The organism is Intestinimonas butyriciproducens (assembly GCF_016901775.1).
Lineage (GTDB): Bacteria > Bacillota > Clostridia > Oscillospirales > Butyricicoccaceae > Pseudobutyricicoccus.
In genome coordinates this window covers 1-20,750 of sequence record NZ_JACJKW010000012.1, presented here as the reverse complement: position 1 = coordinate 20,750, position 20,750 = coordinate 1, and the positions used below count along the sequence as shown (strand labels likewise).

At 55.3% G+C, this 20,750-nt stretch carries 19 protein-coding genes; 11 read left to right on the top strand and 8 right to left on the bottom strand.

What is annotated here, in order from left to right; translation table 11 throughout:
• Positions 1–23: 23 nt before the first annotated feature.
• From H6A25_RS07605 to H6A25_RS07565, 9 genes are all read left to right on the top strand, one after another.
• Entirely contained in the window at positions 24–1,694 is a 1,671-nt protein-coding gene (locus H6A25_RS07605) for a peptide ABC transporter substrate-binding protein (RefSeq protein WP_204751371.1), read from the top strand.
• A 90-nt stretch (positions 1,695–1,784) separates the two neighbouring features.
• Positions 1,785–2,714 carry an ABC transporter permease gene (locus tag H6A25_RS07600; RefSeq protein ID WP_204751370.1) on the top strand — a complete coding sequence of 310 codons (930 nt, stop codon included), beginning with the start codon at positions 1,785–1,787 and terminating at the stop codon, positions 2,712–2,714.
• A gap of 15 nt (positions 2,715–2,729) precedes the next feature.
• On the top strand, positions 2,730–3,680 hold the full coding sequence (locus H6A25_RS07595; RefSeq protein ID WP_204751369.1) for an ABC transporter permease: 951 nt from the start codon (positions 2,730–2,732) through the stop codon (positions 3,678–3,680).
• A 4-nt stretch (positions 3,681–3,684) separates the two neighbouring features.
• Positions 3,685–4,710, top strand: coding sequence for an ABC transporter ATP-binding protein (locus H6A25_RS07590; RefSeq protein ID WP_204751368.1), 1,026 nt, complete (start codon positions 3,685–3,687; stop codon positions 4,708–4,710).
• The gene (locus H6A25_RS07585; protein WP_275951891.1) at positions 4,703–5,662 is read left to right on the top strand and encodes an ABC transporter ATP-binding protein; all 960 of its coding nucleotides are present in this window, start codon (positions 4,703–4,705) and stop codon (positions 5,660–5,662) included. Before H6A25_RS07590 ends, H6A25_RS07585 begins: the two co-directional genes overlap by 8 nt.
• Positions 5,663–5,688: 26 nt before the next feature.
• A complete protein-coding gene (locus tag H6A25_RS07580) occupies positions 5,689–6,462 on the top strand; it encodes a creatininase family protein (RefSeq protein WP_204751366.1) in 774 nt (257 codons plus the stop codon).
• Positions 6,462–7,667, top strand: a complete 1,206-nt coding sequence (locus H6A25_RS07575) for an aminotransferase class III-fold pyridoxal phosphate-dependent enzyme (protein ID WP_204751365.1) — start codon at positions 6,462–6,464, stop codon at positions 7,665–7,667. Before H6A25_RS07580 ends, H6A25_RS07575 begins: the two co-directional genes overlap by 1 nt.
• A 73-nt stretch (positions 7,668–7,740) precedes the next feature.
• Positions 7,741–8,484 carry a UTRA domain-containing protein gene (locus H6A25_RS07570; RefSeq protein WP_204751364.1) on the top strand — a complete coding sequence of 248 codons (744 nt, stop codon included), beginning with the start codon at positions 7,741–7,743 and terminating at the stop codon, positions 8,482–8,484.
• Between the two features lie 126 nt (positions 8,485–8,610).
• Positions 8,611–9,951, top strand: coding sequence for a leucine-rich repeat protein (locus H6A25_RS07565; RefSeq protein ID WP_204751363.1), 1,341 nt, complete (start codon positions 8,611–8,613; stop codon positions 9,949–9,951).
• A 45-nt stretch (positions 9,952–9,996) separates the two neighbouring features.
• Here H6A25_RS07565 and H6A25_RS07560 read toward each other — a convergent pair whose 3' ends face one another.
• Positions 9,997–10,584, bottom strand: coding sequence for a DJ-1/PfpI family protein (locus H6A25_RS07560; RefSeq protein WP_204751362.1), 588 nt, complete (start codon positions 10,582–10,584; stop codon positions 9,997–9,999).
• Positions 10,585–10,723: 139 nt separating this feature from the next.
• Between H6A25_RS07560 and spoIIID the strand changes: the two genes are divergently transcribed.
• Positions 10,724–10,978: a sporulation transcriptional regulator SpoIIID gene (spoIIID, locus tag H6A25_RS07555; protein WP_204751361.1), complete on the top strand. Its 255-nt coding sequence runs from the start codon at positions 10,724–10,726 to the stop codon at positions 10,976–10,978.
• A gap of 131 nt (positions 10,979–11,109) precedes the next feature.
• On the opposite strand, the gene H6A25_RS07550 is transcribed toward spoIIID, so the two are convergent.
• The 6 genes from H6A25_RS07550 to H6A25_RS07525 form a co-directional block, all read right to left on the bottom strand.
• Positions 11,110–11,553 carry a hypothetical protein gene (locus H6A25_RS07550; protein WP_204751360.1) on the bottom strand — a complete coding sequence of 148 codons (444 nt, stop codon included), beginning with the start codon at positions 11,551–11,553 and terminating at the stop codon, positions 11,110–11,112.
• Between the two features lie 125 nt (positions 11,554–11,678).
• Positions 11,679–12,656 (bottom strand): ABC transporter ATP-binding protein, encoded by a 978-nt coding sequence (locus H6A25_RS07545; protein ID WP_207750836.1) that lies wholly within the window; start codon positions 12,654–12,656, stop codon positions 11,679–11,681.
• A complete protein-coding gene (locus H6A25_RS07540) occupies positions 12,649–13,638 on the bottom strand; it encodes an ABC transporter ATP-binding protein (RefSeq protein ID WP_204751359.1) in 990 nt (329 codons plus the stop codon). The genes H6A25_RS07545 and H6A25_RS07540 overlap by 8 nt, the downstream gene beginning before the upstream one ends.
• Before the next feature lie 8 nt (positions 13,639–13,646).
• Positions 13,647–14,570 carry an ABC transporter permease gene (locus H6A25_RS07535; protein ID WP_118427159.1) on the bottom strand — a complete coding sequence of 308 codons (924 nt, stop codon included), beginning with the start codon at positions 14,568–14,570 and terminating at the stop codon, positions 13,647–13,649.
• Between the two features lie 12 nt (positions 14,571–14,582).
• Entirely contained in the window at positions 14,583–15,545 is a 963-nt protein-coding gene (gene nikB, locus H6A25_RS07530) for a nickel ABC transporter permease (protein ID WP_204751358.1), read from the bottom strand.
• Positions 15,546–15,627: 82 nt separating this feature from the next.
• Positions 15,628–17,289 carry an ABC transporter substrate-binding protein gene (locus tag H6A25_RS07525; protein ID WP_204751357.1) on the bottom strand — a complete coding sequence of 554 codons (1,662 nt, stop codon included), beginning with the start codon at positions 17,287–17,289 and terminating at the stop codon, positions 15,628–15,630.
• A 305-nt stretch (positions 17,290–17,594) separates the two neighbouring features.
• Here H6A25_RS07525 and H6A25_RS07520 point away from each other — a divergent pair, with 305 nt between their 5' ends.
• Positions 17,595–18,488 carry a MurR/RpiR family transcriptional regulator gene (locus H6A25_RS07520; RefSeq protein ID WP_204751356.1) on the top strand — a complete coding sequence of 298 codons (894 nt, stop codon included), beginning with the start codon at positions 17,595–17,597 and terminating at the stop codon, positions 18,486–18,488.
• A gap of 294 nt (positions 18,489–18,782) precedes the next feature.
• On the opposite strand, the gene H6A25_RS07515 is transcribed toward H6A25_RS07520, so the two are convergent.
• Positions 18,783–20,321 carry an ABC transporter substrate-binding protein gene (locus H6A25_RS07515; RefSeq protein ID WP_204751355.1) on the bottom strand — a complete coding sequence of 513 codons (1,539 nt, stop codon included), beginning with the start codon at positions 20,319–20,321 and terminating at the stop codon, positions 18,783–18,785.
• Positions 20,322–20,750: the final 429 nt, after the last annotated feature.

Genomic DNA, 20,750 nt, shown 5'->3' with positions numbered 1-20,750 from the left:
AGATAAAACAAAGGAGAATCATTATGAAACGGAAGCTTTCCCTTCTGCTGGCTCTGATGATGATGGTCACTCTCTTTGCAGGGTGCAACAAAGCCTTGCAGAACCCAGACGAAAACATGAACAACAACAATGACAACAAGGAACAGGGGCAGACCTCTGACGGCAAGGACACCAATCAATATTTGAATGTGTACCTGTCTGCCGAACCCTCCGTTTTGGATGTGGCCCGTTTTGTGGGCGTCGTGGACCGGAATATGTTCTTCAATGTTCTGGAGCCTCTGACCCGCATTGAAAACGGCGAAGTGGTGGGCGCCGGCGCCGAAAGCTGGGACATTTCCGATGACGGCCTGACCTACACCTTCCATCTGCGGGAAAACTACTGGACCGATGGCCAGAAGGTCACCGCTCAGGACTATATCACCGCCCTGCAGCGCCAGTGCGATCCTAACAACGCCTTCCCCCATGTGAGCGATTACAACACCATTGAAAACTTCGTGGCCATCAGCTCCGGCGAGGCCGACGTTTCCACCCTGGGCGCCTCGGCCCCCGATGAAAACACCCTGGTGCTCAAGCTGAACGCCCCCAATGTGGCCCTGCTGTCCAGCACCGACTTCTTCCCCGATCGGGCCGATATCGCCGAAAAATACGGCGACACCCTGGGCACCGAGGCCAGCAACATGATGTGCTGCGGCCCCTACACCCTGGAGAGCTGGACCCACAACAGCCAGCTGGTCCTGACCAAAAACGACAAATACTGGGATGCCGACAGCTTTGACATCCAGAAGGTCACCATGCTCATCATCCCCGATTCCAACGCCCAGCTGGCTTCTCTGGAAAACGGCTCCCTGGATTACCTGGGCGTCTCCACTCCGGAATATGTGGAAAAGTTCCAGGCCCGGGACGACATGGACGAGATGATGCTCTCCTCCGCCCGTACCTCCATGGTCATCTTCAACTGTGAAGACAGCGTCTTCTCCAACGAAAAGGTCCGTCAGGCCTTCTCCCTGGCCCTGGATCGGGATGCTCTGGCCGAAGTGATCACCAACGGCACTGCCACCCCCGCTTACAGCCTGGTTCCCCCCGATTGCCAGGTGGGCAACCTGAACTTCCGTGAAAATGTGGAAGAACCCCTCACCGCCCTGGCAAAAGAAGTGGACGATCCCAAGGCCCTGCTCATCGAAGGTATGCAGGAGCTGGGATTGGGCGACGATCCCTCCAAGCTCACCGTGAAGTTTGCCTGGGGCGCCACCACAGCCCAGGCCCGCACCTATTCCGAGCTGTATCAGCAGCTGTGGCAGGAAGCTCTGGGCTGCACCGTGGAGCTGGAATTCAACGACAGCGCCACCCACCAGAGCAATGTGAACGCCGGCAACTTCCAGATGGCCTCCATGAGCTGGGGCGCCAACTACGAGCCTCAGTTCCAGCTGAGCCGCTGGAGCACCGAAGTGGGCGGCCAGTCCCGGTGGAAGAATGCCGATTATGTCTCCCTTGTCACCGAAGCCTCCCAGACTTCTGATGAACAGAAGCGTCTGGAGCTTTACGGCCAGGCCGAAGAACTTCTTATCCGCGAAGCTGCCATCGCTCCTGTGTATTTCATGGCTTCCCGCCGTTTCTACTATTCCTATGTAAACGGCCTGAACGCCAACACCTTTGATACCACCAGCTTCAAGGGAGTCTACACTTCGGGAAGATAACCCTGCAACAAGATCCGCCGGGGATTTTCCCCCGGCGGATTTTTCTTTCCCCACCTTCCCATCCTTTTATGAAAAAGAGAGGAAAACACAATGGCAAAATTCATCCTCAAGCGTATCCTTTATATGCTGGTGGTGCTCTTCTGTGTCATTACCCTCACCTTCTTTTTGGTACACAGCATCCCCGGCGATCCCATCACCTCCATGGTGCAGGACCTGCCCATCGAGACCCGGGATCTGTATTTGCAAAAATACGGCTTTGATCAGCCCCTGATCGTCCAGTATGTGAAATTCATCCAGCAGCTGCTCACCGGCGATCTGGGACAATCCCTCCGGTATCCCGGCCGTCAGGTGGTGGACATCGTGGCAAATTACGCCCCGGTGTCCGGCATCATCGGCGGCATCGCCCTGGCCATCGGCTTTGCCGTGGGCATTTTGCTGGGCATCATCGCCGCCCTCAACCGCAACCGCTGGCCTGACCGGCTGGTGATGGTGCTGGCCCTTCTGGGCACTACCATCCCCACCTTTGTCTTTGCGGCGGTGCTTCAGTATGTGTTCACCGTCACCGTTCCCCTTTTCCCCACCACCGGCTGGGGCACCTGGGGGCATCTGGTGCTGCCGGTGGCCTGTATGTGCGTGGGGCCCCTGGCCAGCTACGCCCGGTATATGCGCTCCAGCGTGCTGGACATCACAAACCAGGACTTTATCCTCACGGCAGAAGCCAAGGGCGTCAGCTCCTTCCGCATCGTCTCCCGGCATATTTTCCGCAATTCCTTCCTGCCCTGCATCACCATGATCTGCACCAGCATCGCCGGTATTTTCTCCGGCTCCTTCATCATCGAATCGATCTTCGCCATCCCCGGCCTGGGCAAATATTTCATCAGCGCCATCAATGACCGGGACTATTCGGTGGTATTGGGCCTGAACATCATCTTCACCGGCACCTATATCCTCTCCATTCTGGTGTGTGATATCCTGCTGGCCATCATCGATCCCCGTATCCGCATTGCGGAAGAAAACTAGAAAGGAGGCCTCTCTATGAATGAAAACGCTGTAAACTCCATCCAGGAGCAGGCTCTGGATCCCAAAGACTTCCAGATCCAAGGGGCGGACACGGCCTCCGCCGAACTTTTCGCCCGCAAACCGGTGACCTACTGGCGGGATGCCTGGCGCCGCTTTTTCAAAAACAAGCTGGCAGTGGTGGCCCTGTGCCTGTTGATCGTCATCACCCTGTGCACCATCTTTGTTCCCATTTTCAGCAGCCATTCCATTTCGGCCCACGACCTTCTCAACCGGAAACAGTGGCCCTCGGCCCAGCACTGGTTCGGCACCGACGACCTGGGGCGTGACCTGTTTGTTCGGGTCTGGGCCGGCGGCCGGGTGTCCATCATCATCGGCGTGCTGGGCGCCGCCATTGTGGCCGTGGTGGGCTGCATCTACGGCGGCATCGCTGCCTACTTCGGCGGCAAGGTGGATATGCTGATGATGCGTATCGTGGAGATCCTCAGCTCGGTGCCCAACCTGCTGGTGGTCATCATGATGTCGGTGGTGCTGGAAAGCAGCAGCATCCCCACTCTGCTTTTCGCCATGACGGTCACCGGCTGGTGTCCCATTGCCCGGCTGGTGCGTTCCCAGATGCTCCAGATCAGCCGTTCGGAATATGTAATGGCCGCCCGGCTGATGGGCGTCTCTCCTTTGAAGATCGTTGTGCGCCACATGATCCCCAACACCTTCAGCGTCATCATCGTGGCGGTGACCTTCCGCATCCCCGGTTTTATCTTCGGCGAAGCCTTCCTCAGCTATGTGGGCCTGGGCGTCCAGCCCCCCAACACCAGCTGGGGCGCCCTGTCCTCCGCCGCCCAGAGTTCCCTGCTCTATTATCCCTACATGATGTTCTTCCCCGCCCTGCTCATCGCCCTGACCATGCTCTCCTTCACCCTGATGGGAGACGGCCTGCGGGATGCGCTGGATCCCAAGCTCCGGAGGTGATACCATGGATTCCCTTCTCACAGTCAAAAACCTGAATGTGTCCTTCAACACCTACGCCGGCGAAGTCAAAGCGGTGCGGGGCGTCTCCTTTGACCTGGGGGTCAAAGAGGCCCTGGCCATGGTGGGCGAGTCGGGCTGCGGCAAAACCGTAACCTCCAAAGCGGTGATGCGTCTTTTGTCCCGCAGCGGCGGCATCATCAAAGAAGGCTCCCAGATAGAGTTTATGGGCCAGGATATCCTGGGGCTGTCCACCCGGGAACTGAACCGGATCAGGGGCAGCAAAATGAGCATGATCTTCCAGGATTCCATGACCTCGCTGAACCCCACCATGACCATTGGCAACCAGATCATGGAAAACATTTTCACCCACGAAAAGACCACCCGGCAGAAAGCCCGGGAGCGGGCCATCGAACTACTCAAGCTGGTGGAGATCCCTAACCCGGAGACCCGGCTGAAAAACTATCCCCACCAGTTGTCCGGCGGTATGCGCCAGCGGGTGATGATCGCCATTGCCCTGGCTCTCAACCCCTCCCTGCTCATCGCCGATGAGCCCACCACCGCCCTGGATGTGACCATCCAGGCCCAGCTGATGGATCTGCTCCGGTCTCTGAAAGAACGATTTTCCATGTCGGTGATCCTGGTGACCCACGACCTGGGTGTGGTGGCCGATTTTGCCGACAAGGTGCAGGTGATGTACGCCGGTACCATTGTGGAGCGGGGCACGGTGGACGAGATCTTCGATTCTCCCCGCCATCCCTATACCTGGGCGCTGCTCTCCTCCATCCCCGGCCGGGCCCAGGAGAGCAAGAGCAAGCTCTATTCCCTCCAGGGCACACCGCCGGACCTGCTGCTTCCCTTGCAGCAATGTCCTTTTGCCCCCCGGTGCCAATACTGCATGCCCATCTGCAAAAAAGCCATTCCAAAGGAGAATTTCCTCACCGATACCCACGGGGTGGCCTGCTGGCTCCAGCATCCCATGGCGCCCAAAGTCACTCCCCCCGCCGGGATAGGAGGATATGACCATGAGTAAACAGCCTCTGTTCGAAATCAAGAACCTGAAACGCTACTTCCCTGCCAAGGGCGGCAAAACCGTCAAGGCGGTGGACGATGTGACCTTTGACATCTTCCCCGGGGAAACCTTCAGCCTGGTGGGCGAATCGGGCTGCGGCAAGACCACCTGCGGCCGCACCATTCTGGGGGTCTATCCCAAAACCTCCGGCTCCATCCTCTATGAAGGGGAAGAGACGGCAAAAATGTCCAAAGCCCAGCTGCGCCAGTTCCGCCGCCGGAACCAGATGATCTTCCAGGATCCCTATTCCTGTCTGGATCCCCGCATGACCATCGGCACCATCATCCAGGAAGGGATGAATGTGCACTTCAAACGCACCCCGGCACAGCGGAACGAAAAGGTCACCGAACTGCTGTTCAAGGTGGGCCTCACCGCCGATTTCGCCTCCCGCTTCCCCCATGAGCTCTCCGGCGGCCAGCGCCAGCGCATCGGCATCGCCCGGGCCCTGGCCATGGAACCGGATTTCATCGTCTGCGATGAACCCATCGCCGCTCTGGATGTGTCCATCCAAGCTCAGGTCATCAACCTGATGATCGATCTGCAGCAGGAAATGGGACTGACCTATCTGTTCATCTCCCACGACCTTTCCATGGTACGGCACATCTCCGACCGGATCGGCGTCATGTATCTGGGCTCTCTGGTGGAGCTTTCCCCCACAGCGCCTTTGTACGAAAAACCTCTCCATCCCTATACCCAAGCCCTTTTCTCCGCTATTCCCGATGTGCACCGGGGCAAAAAAGAACAGCGCATCCATCTGCAAGGGGAGATCCCCAGCCCCATCAATCCTCCCTCCGGCTGCAAGTTCTCCTCCCGCTGCCCCTATGCCCAGGACCGGTGCCATGAGGAAGCCCCGGCCCTGCGTGAACTGGAAAAAGACCACTTTGTCGCCTGCCATCTGGCAGCGCAGCTGTAATCTTACTGGAAAGGAACAGATTTGTTATGGGACAATTCATCAGCGAGCTGACCTATGAACAGTGCCAGGATCTGATAGGCGAAAACACCGTTATCATGCTGCCCATCGGCGGCGGCTCCAAAGAGCACGGCAATCATCTGCCCATGGGCACCGACTTTTTCGTCACCGATTACCTGGCCAGAGAGGTGACACAGCGGTGCGATGTGCTCACCCTGCCTACTCTGCCCTACGCCTATTTCCCCGCCTTTATCAAATGGAAGGGCTCTGTGAGCATCGACTATCAGCACTTCATCGACTATGTCAGTGATATCATTCTCAGCTTTGCCCGCTTCGGAGTGAAAAAGTTCCTCATTCTGGACGGCGGCGTCTCCACTCACATTCCCCTCAAGCTGCTGGCCCTCACCATGAACAACGAGCACGATATCAAGGTGGCGGTGTCCGACTGCACTGGCCTGGGACGGGAGACCGACCGGGCGGTGTGCTCCCAGAAAAAGGGGGGGCACGGCGACGAGGCCGAAACCTCCACCATGCTTCACATCCGTCCGGAGCTGGTGCATATGGAAAAGACCACCGAGGAATATTCCGCTGCCTTCCCCGGCACCATGGGCCAGGGTTTTGCCAAGGTTTATTTCCCCAACCGGATGTGCACGCCCCAGGGCACCAATGGCAACAGCACCCTGGCCACAGCCGAAAAAGGCGAAGCCATTCTCAAGGCCCAGGTGGAAGACCTGTGCACTTTCCTCCAGGCTTTCATTCCCTGGGAGCCCTGTGATTACACCGAAGAAAAGGAGACGATGTGATGCATAGCCACGACCTTCTCGCTCCCATCCAGGGGGCGGCGGAGACCCAGTTTGTCTCCGGCAAAGGTGCTGCCCTTATTGACGAAAAGGGCACTGAATATCTGGATTTCAATGAGATCTGCCTGGTGCTGGGCCAGGGCAACGAGAATTTTGCCCGCAAGGTGTCCCAGGCCCTGATGGGCGTCACCTGCGGCAAGGGGAAAAATCCTGCCAAAAAGCGTCTCCATCAGAAACTTCTGGAAAGCACCCATGGAGATTTTTCCGCTATCCACTTTACTTCCTCCGGCTCAGAGACGGCAGAATGGGCAGTCAAACTGGCCCAAAAGCTCACCGGCCGCAGCGAGGTGCTTTCCTTCTGGAACAGCATCCACGGCCGCACCCATCTCAGCGCTTCCATATCCGGTCTGTCCAAGCGCAAAACCCATTACGGACCTCTGTGCCCCGGCACGGTGTTCGGCGTCTATCCCGACTGTGCCCATTGCCCCCTCCATTGCTCCCCGGAAAACTGCGGCTTTGAATGCCTGTCTTTCCTGGACAAAAAGATCGCCATGGAATCGGCCCAGGACATCGCCGCCGTCATTGTGGAGCCCTACCAGGGCGCCGGGGTCATCTGCCCTCCGCCGGGCTATCTGAAGGCCCTGGAAGAATGGGCCCACGCCAGAGGGATGCTCTTCATCATGGACGAGGTGCAAAGCGGCATGGGCCGCACCGGCTCCCTCTATGTCTACCAGAAAGAGGGGCTGAAGCCCGATATGCTTCTTTTGGGCAAGGGATTGGGCAACGGCCTGCACATCGGCGCTCTGCTCACCCGGGAGCCGGTGGAGGACAAAAACCTGCTCTACGCCCTTTCCGGCGGGGCCGGGGATGACGCCGTGGCCTGCGCCGCCGCCTGCGCTGTTTTTGAAGAACTGGAAGGCGGACTTCTGGAGCACATCCAGGAGACGGGAGCTTATTTTGAAAAAGAGCTACACGCCCTGGCCGCCCGATTCTCCCAGGTCTATCAGGTGCGGTGCCAGGGGCTGGCCTGCGCGGTGGAATTTCAGACGGAAGAAACCTGCTCCCAGGTGAAAAAGGCCCTGCAGGAAGCCCATGTTTTCGTGGCTCCCTATGAAAAAAATGCCCTGATGCTCAAACCTCCCTACTCGGTGACCAAAGAGCAGATCGGCAAGGTGGTGGCTATCATCACCGCCGCCCTTGACAAGTAGTTTGTTTCCCCTTACTATTTAAGGTATCAAAGTATCAATCTCCCAGAATGGGAAAAGAAAGGGAAGTGATGCCGTGGACCGGAAGATCGAGAAGGATTCCCGGGTGCCCATGTACGAGCAGATCGCCGCCCGGCTGAAAAACGAGATCCTGGAAAAGAAGTTCGGTTCCAGCGGCAATATCGGCACCCATACCCAGCTGGCCGAGGAATTTGGCGTCAGCCTGATCACCGTGCGGAAAGCAGTGCAGCTTCTGGTGGACGAAGGGCTGCTGGATGTGGTGCAGGGCAAAGGGACTTTTGTGAAAAACACCGTTTTGCAGGATGACCTCACCCGGCTCACCGGCGCCAGCAACATCATTTCGGAAAGCCATCTTTCCGCCAAGGTGGATGTGGCCGCTTTCGAGATCATCGACACCCCTTCCTCCTTCGGCCCTGAGCTGAAAGAAGGGTTGGGCAAACAATGCCTTCACATCCAGCGGGTGCATCTGCTGGAAAAGGTCCGCACTGCCTATGCCGAGATCTATATCCCCGGCAAATACGGGGCCAATTTCACCAAAGCCGATGTGGAAAGCCGCACCATCTACCAGCTTTATGAAGAAAAGCTCCATATGCAGCTGGGACGGGGCAAGCAGACCATCCGGGCCGACCGGGCCTCTCCCCAGGCAGCCAAGGCTTTGCAGATCCCCGAAGGCTGGCCGGTGCTCTCCATTCGCCGCCGGGCCTACAACGCCCAGGGGGAACTGGTGGAATACATGATCATGACCTATGAGTATACCCAGTATTCCTTTGATGTGGAACTGAATCTCAGCTCCCGGTAAATCCAAAAGAGGATTCCTTTTTCAGGAATCCTCTTTTTTCCTGTTTTGCACTTGCAGACCCCTACCCAAAAGAATATAATAAAAACAGAGAAATTACCTAATTTTTAACAGGAAAGAAGGATCACTATGAAAAAAGCAAGACATTGTTTCCGCTTTGCCTTGGTGCTGGGCGCCTTGCTGGCCCTCACCTGCCTGTCGGCCTTTGCCCTAAAAGAGGGAGACTTTGAATATACCCTCAGCGGCAGCGAAGCCAAAATCACCGAATATGTGGGCCCCGGCGGCGATGTAGTAGTGCCCGACACCCTGGGCGGTGTGCCTGTCACCGTCATCGGCCAGAAATCCTTCCGCATGAACGATACCCTCCAAAGCGTCACCCTGCCCTCCACCATCCGGCTGATCGATGACGAGGCCTTTTACGATACCCCCAATCTCCGCAGCATCAATCTGCCCAATGGCCTGACGGAGATCGGCTACGAAGGCTTCCGGGCATCCGGCCTGACCAGCGTCACTATGCCGGACAGCGTCACCACACTGAGCATCGGCGCTTTCCGGCAATGTAAAAACCTTCAGTCGATCCATCTGTCCGCCAATCTAACGAAGATCCCCATGGACTGCTTCCAGGATTGCACGGCTCTCCAGTCGGTGGAGATCCCTTCCAAGGTGAAACTGCTGGACACCAACTCCTTCCGAAATACAGCCCTTCGGGAGATCACCATTCCCCCCAGTGTGACCACCATCGGCAACCTTGCCTTTGAAAACTGCAAAAACCTTCAGTCGGTCACTTTGTCCTACGGCCTGGAAAACATCTATCGCTACGCTTTTGAATACTGCACTGCTTTGAAAAGCGTCTATCTGCCCACTTCTCTCACCACCCTGTCGGAGGCGGCCTTTGACCACACCGGCATCACTTCCCTGATCATCCCCTATGGCGTCACCGATTGCTTCGGCGTCAACTCGGACAGCATCCAGGAGATCAGCGTGCCCTCCACTGCCGATTTCAGCGCCTCCACTACCTCCAAAAACTGCCTGGTCTATTGCGCCGCCGGTTCCAGAGCGGAAAAGGACTGCCAGACCTTCAATGTCAGCTATAAGATCGACCCCTCGGTGGATTCCCGCATCCAGGTGATCTACCAGGGCAAGCGCATCTCCTTCGGCGCATACGGCCAGAACCCGGTACTGGACAACAACCGGACTCTGGTTCCCCTCCGCTCCATCTTCGAAGCCATGGGCGCCACGGTGGAATGGGACAACGCCACCCGCACCGTCATCGCTTCCCGCAATGGGGTGAACCTCAGCCTGACCATCGGTCAGAACATTCTGTATAAAAACGGCCAGGCCATCACCCTGGATGTGCCCGCCAAGATCATGAACGACCGGACCATGGTGCCGGTGCGTGCCATTGCCGAAGCCTTCAGTGCCGATGTGGACTGGGTCCAGGCGGCACAGCTGGTCACTATTGTGGAATAAACCCCTCAAACATCAAAAGAGACGGCTTTCCGCCGTCTCTTTTTTTTATTCTTTTCTGGCAAAGGGATCCCGATGGGGATCTTCATTCCACAGATACTCCATATCCTTTGCAATGGCCAGAGCTTGCTGCCGTCCATAGAGCCGGGCTACAAACCCCAATGCCATATCCGTCCCTGCGGAAATGCCGGAAGAAGTGAAGAATTTTCCATCCTCCACCCAGCGGGCCGCGGGCTGCCAACACACATTCTCTCCCTGCTTTCTGACCCAGGCAAAGGATTTTTTGTTGGAGGTGGCCCGTCTTCCGTCCAGCAGGCCGCAGCGGGCCAGCAAAGCCGAACCGGTGCACACCGATAAACAGTATTGGGCCTTTGCTTCCCTCCCGGCCAGGATCTCCAGGAAGCCTTGATCTTCGGCCAAAGGCCGGGTTCCCATACCTCCGGGAAGAAGCAGCACCTCTCCTTCTGCTTCGCTGAGAGGCACCGTCATCACCGGTATCCCCTGGGCACTGCGGCAGATTCCTCCCTGGACGCTGGCACACACAATCTGACAGCCGGGAAGCCTTCCCAGCACTTCCGCCGGGCCAAAGGCATCCAATGTTTCAAAGTGAGAAAAGAGCAATAAAACAATCTTCATCCCAATCCCTCCTAAGCCTTAGTATACACCCGGAAAAGGCCAAAGGCCATCCCTATGCTCCTTTTCAAAGAAAAGAATGAAAACCCATCCTATCTGCATAGAATGAGGTAAAGACGAAAAGAGAGGGAGGGCAAAGAGGGTGAAAGGTCTACCCGAGGAACGGTGTGCCGAGCTGGCCCGATACATCGTGGAACACAATGCCACCGTACGCCAGGCCGCTCAGCGCTTCGGCATTTCCAAGTCTACCGTACATAAGGATGTTACCGAGCGGCTTCGGCTGACAAACCATCAGCTTTATGAGCAGGTCAAAGCCGTTTTGGAGGAAAACAAGGCCGAACGCCATATTCGCGGCGGCATGGCTACCAAACGAAAATACAAGGAGCAGCAAAACTGATATGCTGCCCTCCGGCATTGCATATCCTCAAGGGGCACAGAGACTTTTGTTTCTGTGCCCCTTTTTTATATTTCAATTTTCTGCACACATTCTTCTCCCTTTTCCTCAAATACTCAGGGAACATCCATATTTTAATCCCATTGTTCTGAATCTCCCATTAGTTCCAGATAGCCCCGGCCATTATAAGCGATATCCGCCCACTCAAGCACCGCAGCAAGAACAAAAACCGGATCGAATACCGAATCTCCCTCCTGCTTTCCCCAATAATACTTTCCTATTGCCCCCACAATGGTGTCCTCCGTACATCTGCCTTGTCCCAGACGATAATTCCGCCCATTTCCCTTCCGTGCTTTTCCTCCACTTTCTTGCAGCCGCTGTACCACAACATCAAATACTTCATAACGATACGGCGGCGTAACCGGAAGCTGGCGGCAAAGAAACGATTTCCCATCCCCTGCATCTCGAATCACATAAGCTTTTCCCTGTACCGAATTTACAGTTGCTTGTCCCCCATGTTCCAATAATTTTTCCCGTATGACCTGAGATGCTTTTCTTGCCTTGTCCAATGAATTCATATTTCCCCACCTTTATCAATTTCCCTTTTTCCTCCTGGTTATTTTATCATCTTTTCCATCTTTTGTCTGCACTTTGCAAAAAGAGGGCGATCTCAGCAGATCGCCCTCTTTCAATATCACAGTCTTTATATTTTATGGCAGGCCACCTGATGCCCAGGGGCCACTTCCCGCAGCTGAGGCTCCTCCTGGCTGCACCGCTCTTCCGCATAGGGGCAGCGGGTATGGAACCGGCATCCGGGGGGCACATTGGCCGCCGAAGGCACCTCTCCCTTGAGAACGATCCGCTCTCTTTTCTTCCGGCCGGACAAAATGGGAATGGCCGAAAGCAAAGCCTGGGTATAGGGATGCTGGGGATGATCGAACAGTTCTTCTGTTTTGGCGGTCTCCATGATCTTGCCCAGATACATCACCACCACCCGGTCGGAGATGTGCTCCACCACATTGAGGGCATGGGAAATGAAGAGATAGGTCATGTTTCCGTAATTTTCCTTCAGATCCATCAGCAGATTGATGATCTGGGACTGAATGGACACATCCAGGGCCGATACCGCTTCGTCGCACACCAGAAACTCCGGCTGCAAAGCGATGGCCTTGGCAATGGCCACCCGCTGACGCTGGCCTCCGGAAAATTCGTGGGGATACCGCTGGGCGTACACCGGGCTCAGACCCACTGCCGTAAGCAGCTCTGCCGTTTTATCAAAGGCTTCCTTCTGGTTCATGCCCATCTGTACCGTCAGCACTTCGCTGATCAGCCGCTTTACTGTCTGTCGGGGATTGAGGGAAGAATAAGGGTCCTGGAAGATGATCTGGAGCTTTTTCCGCAGCTGCCGCAGCTCATTGCCTTTCAGCTTCAGAATGTCGTCCTTTTGGTCAAAGACGATGCTGCCGCCGGTGGGCTGGTTCAGCCGCACAATGGCCCGGCCGATGGTGGTCTTGCCGCATCCGGACTCGCCCACAAGGCCCACCGTCTCCCCCTTATTGATATCCAGACTGACGCCGTCCACCGCCCGCACCACGCCCACGGTCCGCTGCATCAAGCCGGCTTTGATGGGAAAATGCACTTGCAGATCATCTATTTTCAAAATGGAATTTTGATTATTCATTTGTATTTTCACCCCGCTTCAAAAAACAGCTCACTCTCCGGTTTCCTACCACCAGCTCTTCCGGGGCCTGCTTGTGACAGATGTCCATGGCATAGGGACAGCGGGGGGCAAACCGGCATCCTTCCGGGAAATGAAGAGGATTGGGCACGGTGCCGGAAATGGATTCCAGCCGCCCGCCTCTTGTCACCTTGATGCCCGGAATGGACAGGATCAGAAGCTTGGTATAGGGGTGCCATGGATCTTCAAAGATCTGCTCCAGCGGCCCCTCTTCCACGATCTTGCCGGCATACATCACCGCCACCCGTTCGGCGATCTGGGACACCACGCCGAAGTCGTGAGTGATGAGCAGAATGGACATATTCAGATCCTTTTGCAGCTGCTTCATCAGATCGATAATCTGGGCCTGGATGGTCACATCCAAAGCGGTGGTGGGTTCGTCGGCGATGAGCATCTGGGGATTGGATGCCAGAGAAATGGCGATCATCACCCGCTGACGCAGGCCGCCGGACAGCTGGTGGGGATAGACCTTCAGCCGTTCCGCCGGGTTGGGCACGCCCACCTTTTTCAGAATCTCCACCGATTTTTCAAAAACCTGGGCGCGTGTCAGGTTGGGTTCATGGAGCCGGAACACCTCTCCCAGCTGCCGCTCGATACGGTACACCGGGTTGAGGGAGGTCATCGGCTCCTGAAAGATCATGGAAATCTTGGAACCCCTGAGTTTGCGGGCTTCCTCCTTTGTCAGCTCCAGGATCTTCTGACCGTCCACTTCCATATAGTCGGCCTGAACCCGGGCGGTGTCGGCCAGAAGCCGGATGAGCGACAGCGAGGTCACCGTTTTTCCACAGCCCGATTCTCCCACCAAAGCCAATGTCTCCCCCCGGTTGATGGAAAAGGAAACACCGTCCACCGATTTGACCATGCCCTCCGGGGTGTCGAAATATGTGCGAAGATTTTTCACTTCAAGAAACTTTTCGCTTTTCATCTTTGCACCTACTTTCTCATCTTGGGGTCGAAGGCGTCCCGCAGGCCGTCGCCGATCCAGTTCATGGCCAAAACCGTCACCGAAATGGCAAGGCCGGGGATGATGGTCAAATACGCTTCCGATTGGAGATACTGCCGGCCCTGGCTGAGCATGACGCCCCAGTCAGGAGCGGCGGCATCGGCTCCCAGCCCCAGATAAGTCAGGCTGGCCGCCGACAGAATGGCGCTGCCCACAGCCAAAGTAGCCTGGATGATAATGGGGCCCATGCAGTTGGGCAGGATGTGATTCAAAATGATCCGGGCGTTTCCAAAACCCGCCACCTTGGCCGACTCCACATACTCGGAGTTTTTTACCGCCAGCACCTGGCCACGGGTGAGACGGGCAAACCGGGGCCAGCCCACAATGGCCAGGGCCAGGATGATATTTCTTTGACTGGAGCCCAGAGCGGCCATGATGGCAATGGCGATGATCAGGAAGGGGAAAGACAGCATGATATCGGTCATACGCATCAGGATGGTCTCCACGATCCCTCCAAAATACCCGCTGACAAGGCCGATGACAACACCGATGACGCCGGTGATCAGCGCCACTGTCAGGCCGGTGAGCACCGAAGTGCGCCCGCCGTACAGCAGACGGCTCCAGATGTCACGCCCCAGATTGTCGGTGCCCAGAATATGGCCTTCCGATCCGGGGGGCTTTAGCTGATTCAGCAAGTCCATATCCAGAATGGGGTCATACTTTGTAAAGAGAGGAGCGCCGGCGCAAAGAATGACGATGATCAGCAGCATCACCAGTCCCACCACGGCGATCTTGTTTTTGCGGAATCTGCGCACCACATCGGTCCAATAGGTGGTGACGGGCAAGGATTCCAGACCGATCTCCCCAGAGGCGCCCTTTTGCACAGGGTCGACTTTTTTCTTTTTATCCCGCATAACAGGCCCTCCTTAGGATTTTTTATCCAGACGGATCCGGGGATCCACCCAGGCATAGACGATGTCGATAAACAGATTGACCAGCAGATAGCTGATACAGAGCATCAGGGTAATGCCCTGGATCATGGGATAGTCACGCTTGGAGATGGAGTTCATCATCAGCCGCCCTACGCCGGGCCAGGAGAAGATGGACTCGGTGACCACAGCACCGCCCAGCAGGCCGCCCACTTCGCCGCCAATGACGGTGATCACAGGGATCATGGCATTTTTCAGCGCATGGCCCCAGATGACCACTCTCTCCCGCAAACCTTTGCTGCGGGCATAACGCACATAATCCTGATTCAGCACATCCAGCATACTGGAGCGGATCATGCGGGTCTGGGTTGCGGCCATGCCCAAAGCCAGAGAGGCGGCTGGCATGATGATATAGCTGAGGAAGGTACCCAGGCCCTCACTGAGCTCAGCGGAGCCGGTGGAAGGCAGCCAGCCCAGACGCAGGGAGAAAAAGATCATCAGCACCAGGCCGAACCAGAACTTGGGCAACGATACGCCCACCGTGGCCAGCGCCGTGGCCAAAGAATCCCAGATGCTGTTGTGCTTAAGAGCGGCCAGAATGCCCAGGGGAACCGAAACCATCAGGGCCAGCAGCATGGAAAATGCAGCTAGCTTCAAGGTGGCGGGCATGCGGGTCATCACGCTGTCAAACACATCCTGGTTTGTGGCATAGGATGTACCCAAATCTCCTTTGCAGGCATTCACAACAAAATCCACATAGCGAACCAAAAAGGGTTTATCCAGGCCCCACTGCTCTTCCACCACCGCTCTTTGCTCTTCCGAGACGGTGCCGTCTTCCGTGCCCAGAATCAGATCCACCGGGTCACCGGGGGTGATATAAAGCAAGGAAAAAATGAGCAGGGAGATGATGAGCAGTGTGGGAATGGCTTGCAATAGTCTTCTGACAATATAAGTCCACATAGCGTTCTCCTTTATGAAGCGGGCCCTGTCAGGGTGCCTGACAGGGCCCGCCCCTTATCATCTCACAGTTGCTTCGACGATCTTATTTGTGATTGACGCCCACATTGCGGAACTCGTTGCACAGGGAGCGATAGACGCTGGCCTGCTCAAAATCGGTGACCGCTTTGCTGACGCCCATCTGGGTATATTCAAAATAGGGGAAGATATGGGGGGCATCGGCGATAAAGATCTCCGCGGCCTGGGTCTGCAGTTCGCTGCGCTCATCGATGTCGATGGTCCGCCAGGCTTCATCCAGCAGCGCATCCACTTCCGGGTTGGAATAACCGCAGTTGGGGCTCATGGTGTCGCTGCTGTGCATCAAGCGGTAGGGGCCGTCCAGGTTGGAATAGCCGCCCAGGATGTACATCTGCACATTGCCGTTTTTGATATCATCGGTATGGGTGCCCCATTCCACGGTCTGGGCGGTGCAGTCCACGCCAATGGCCTTCAGCTGGGAGGATACGATCACGGCCAGGTTTTCACGGTTGCTGTCGTTGTTGCCTACCTGGAGAGTGAAGCTAAGCTTCTGTCCGTCCTTGGCACGGATGCCGTCGGAACCCTTCTTCCATCCCAGTTCATCCAGCAGCTTTTCAGCTTCTTCCGGATTGTATTCAATGCACACGGCCTTGAACCGCTCCTCATCGCCGCCGGGGCGTTCGTAGGAGATGGGGCCATAGGACCGCTTGGCAAGGGTAACGCCGGCGTCATTTTTGAAGATGGCTTCCACGGCGCTGTCCATGTCCACCGCCATGCTCAAAGCCCGGCGAACATCGACATCCTGGAAGAACTCATACTGACAGTTGAAACCGACCCAGCGGTAGGAACCCACTTCCGAAGCTCTCAGCTCCAGATAGTCCTTATTCACGATGTTGCCCACTTCGGTGGGAAGCACCGACAGGGACATATCGATCTCCTGATTCTGCAAAGCGATGGCGGAAACCGATTTGTCGGAGATGATCTTGAAGATCACTTTATCCAAAGCAGGTTCTTTGAAAAATTCATCGTTGCGCTCCAGCACCACCTGGGAGTCGATCACATGCTCCACAAATTTGTAAGCCCCCGAGCCCACCGGCTGGTTTTCAAAATCCCAATTCTGCTCCACGGCCTGCCGGGGGATGATGTAGTTCTGGTACATCTTGTACTCCCACAGCACATCGATGTCATTGGTGATGAACTGGACGGTGGTCTCATCCACCACCTTGACTTCCTTCAGGCTGTTGGACAGCTCGGTGTAACGGACAGAACCGTTGGCCGGATCCAGATAGTAGTCATAAGAGAATTTCACATCTTCTGCAGTGACCTTGACCTTTTCGTCAAACAGACCGTTGCCCGTCTGCCAATAGATGTCGTCCCGGATCTTGACAGTCCAGGTCAGGCCATCTTCACTGCATTCCCACTCTGTGGCCAAAGAGGGCACGAAGTTGGAATCCTGATCCATTTCCACCAGGGTGTGATAGATCTGACGGAGGATATAGCCGTCGCCGTCGGAAGTGGTCTTCCAGGGCACCAGGGTAGTGACCGGCATATAGGTGCCGATAACCAGCTCATTGGCGTCTTTCACCACTTCGCCGCCGGTACTGGTTCCGCCGCCGCCGTCATCGTTGTTGTCTTTCTGGTCATTGCCGCCATTTTTGGCGCAGGCACTGAGCAGCATCACAGAAGCCAAAGCCAGCGCAATCAGGGACATCCATTTTTTCTTCAGCATAACCTTCTCTCCTATCTCTGTGTTCTCCTCGGTCTGGTTTTTTTGCCAGGCCCTTCTCTTGCGGTTTTGCCTCCGTCTGGTCTTGATCCATCCTCCGCCTCCTTTTGTCCTTCCGTTTTTATCTGCTAACACTGTATCTTTGTGTCAGAGTTTATCATAAACTTTACAAAAAATAAAGTCCTTTTATCATTTTTGTAAAATTATACAATATATTAAACGGATTTTTAGTGCATTTTTAATTTTTCAATTTTGCACTATACATTTTCATGGAAAATATGCTATACTTTTCACAAAGAAAGGGGCTGATGGGTTTGATCGATCTTTCGGTTTTATTCGACCAGAATTTCGACCCGGCGGATTGGATGCTCACCCGCAAACAAAAACAGATCATTACATATATACGCGATCATCCGGGAGAAGTATGTTATCTTCCCTTAAAAGAACTGAGCCAAAAGGCCGGCTGTACCGAAGTCACTCTGCTCCGGCTGTTCCAGCGGCTGGGTTTTGACGGTTATTCCGATTTCCGCCGGGAATACCGGCAGTCCTATGAGGTATTCCGCTCTCCGGAAAACACAACCCCCTCCCAGGAATATCAGCGCTTACAGCAGCAAAATCTTCAGCTTCTGGGGCACATCTGCCAACAGGAGCGGCAGCACCTGTACACCTTCATGGATGCCATGGATCTGCGCCCCATCATGAAGGCGGCCCAGGCCATTCATAACGCCGGTTATACTCTGCTCATGGGCCGGGGCGTCAGCCGCATCATGGCCGAAGTGCTTTCCTATCGTCTGGGCGTCCTGGGGGTGCGGGCCGTGGTAGTCAATCCCGAAGAGACCAATGCACTGGAAGGACATATGAATACCATCGATGAACATACCACGCTGGTGGCCCTCTCCTTCCCCCGGTATCTCAACGAGCTGGGCGGGGTAACCCAGCTGGCTGCGGCCAAAGGCGCCAAAGTGGTGGCCATCACCGATTCCCCGGCTTCCCCCATTGTTCCCTTCAGCCATACGGTGATCTATTGTCCCATGGCCCGGGGCACTTTGTATAATTCCTTTGTGCCGGTGCTCACAGTGATCAACCTGATTGCCCATTCCATTGCCATCCAGCGGGGCGGCGGCAATCAAAGCCAGAAACTGGAGCGTCTGCGGCTTACATTGGAAGGGACTCATCCTGCGGCTTCGGAGGGTCTCCTATAACACTTGCAAAAACCCCCGGACAAAAGTCCGGGGGTTCAGACTGTCGAGAAACCTGCATAACGAAAAAAATCATTTGCCCTACCTTTCACCAATCCGCAAAAAGCCACGACCTGTGCGTGGCTTTTTGCACTTATCCAGGGGCAAGTGTACGCCGAAGGCGTGCATGCGGCCCCTTGCAAAAACTCGAAAAAGTGGCTTTTACCACTTTTTCGACATGCAAAAACCCCCGGACGATTGTCCGGGGGTTTTCTTTGCAAACGGGGTAGCGTTTGCTGTTATGCTTTTCCGGAAAGATTACTCTTTCCAGCTGAAGTTTTCGATGCGCACATCACCGGCGCCGTCGATCTCCACATTCTCCAGGTTGGCATTGTAGGCCCGCAGGTTCAGGGGCTGGTACAGAGGCACCTGGGTGCAGATGGTGTTCAGCTTGGCACAGATCTCAGCAGTGATGGCCTCACGCTCGGCAGCATCCGCAGTGGCTGTTGCCTGATCGATGAGGGCATCGATCTCGGGATCGTTCAGTCGGCTCTTATTGGCCGCGTTGATGGACTTGCTGTGATAGACGCCGTTGAGGTAGGTGATGGTGTCGGCCATGGTGTAACCGCCGATAGCAGCCACATAATTGCCTTCGGCCACGGTGCTCATGTAGGTAGCCAGGTCCATGCTTTCGATGTTGGCAGTCACGCCGATCTCAGCCAGGTTGGCCTGCACCACTTCGGCCGCACGCTTCTTGGTATCGTCAGAGCAGATGATGGGGAAATCGATGCTGGTGGGATCCACGCCGGATTTCTCCACATACTCCTTGGCCTTCTCCACATCATAGCTGTCGATGTTTTCTGTGCTGGTGCCCGGCAGGTTGGGAGGAACCTGAGTCTCACCCACAACGCCCAGACCATTCAGGGCAACGGTGACAACGCTTTCTTTGTCGATGGCACAGTTGAGAGCATGGCGGAAGTCCTGATTGTCCAGACCGGGAACTTCATTGTTCAGCATGATCCAGTTCATGTTGGCCGGTGTGTATTCCAGAACAGCCAGATTGGAGTTTTCCTTGATCCGCTCCACATCCATGCTTTCCACTTCCATGAGCAGATCCACTTCGCCGGCTTCCAGAGCGATGGTACGGGAAGAGCCTTCGGGAATGATCTTCCAGATCACATTCTTGATCTTGGGAGCGCCCAGGTAATAATCTTCAAAAGCGGTGAACTCCAGCTGATCGCCCCGCTTCCACTCCACAAACTTGTAGGGGCCGCAGCCGATGGGGTTCTCGTTGAAGTCGTTGCCGGCGTCAATCAGTTCCTTGGGAACGATGGCGTTGGCATGCTGAGACAGGTTGAACAGCAGAGAAGCATCCGGGCTCTTTGTATGAATGCGCACGGTGTACTCATCCATCACTTCCACCGATTCGATGGAATCATTGTACAGAGAGCCGTCGGGGAAAGTCTTACCATACTCGATGGAAGCCTTTACATCTTCGGCCTCCATGGTGGAGCCGTCGTGGAACTTCACATCCTGGCGCAGCTTGAACTCCCAGCAGGTGGGGTCAATGTTGGTGAAAGACTCCGCCAGATCGGGCTGGGGATTCAAATCGTTGTCCAGACGCAGCAGGCTGGTGTAGTTGAGCAGATTGACCATGTAACCCGCAGTAGCGTTGTGAGCGTAGGGGCTGACAGAAGGAGTCTCAGCCATGGTTGCAACAATAATGGTGTCCTTGTCGTGGTTGACGCTGCCGCTGCCGCCCGACTGGCCGGAATCCTTGGAGCAGCCCGCTCCCAGACCGACCATCATGCTGCCCAGCAGCAAGCCGCCCAGCAGTCTCTTCATGGTGTTTTTCATGAAAAATGTCCTCCGTTTTCTTTTGGGGGATGCTTCCCCCCGATTCCTTGTCTATTATAGCCATACCCCTCTCAATGGGCAACTATCCAGCGCAATATATCAACATTTTTCTTCTTTTCCCTTTGTTATTTTTTTATAATTTTGCAAATTTATAGCCAATTTTTCTTTTTCTTTTTTGTGCATATTTTCATATATTTTGCTATTTATTTAACAATTTAATCGTCATTTAATATATTATAGGGCATTTTTCCCCATATATTACACATAATTTTAACATTTGCGAAATATTTCTTTTTTCTGCATTATATTGCTTTTTAAGACAAATAAATATCCCCCGGCGAAGCCGGGGGTTTTGCACAGACGGGTGAAACCCTGGATTACTAGCGCACGCGTCACGTCGCGTTGGTACGGTCTGCCAGCCGCGAAGGA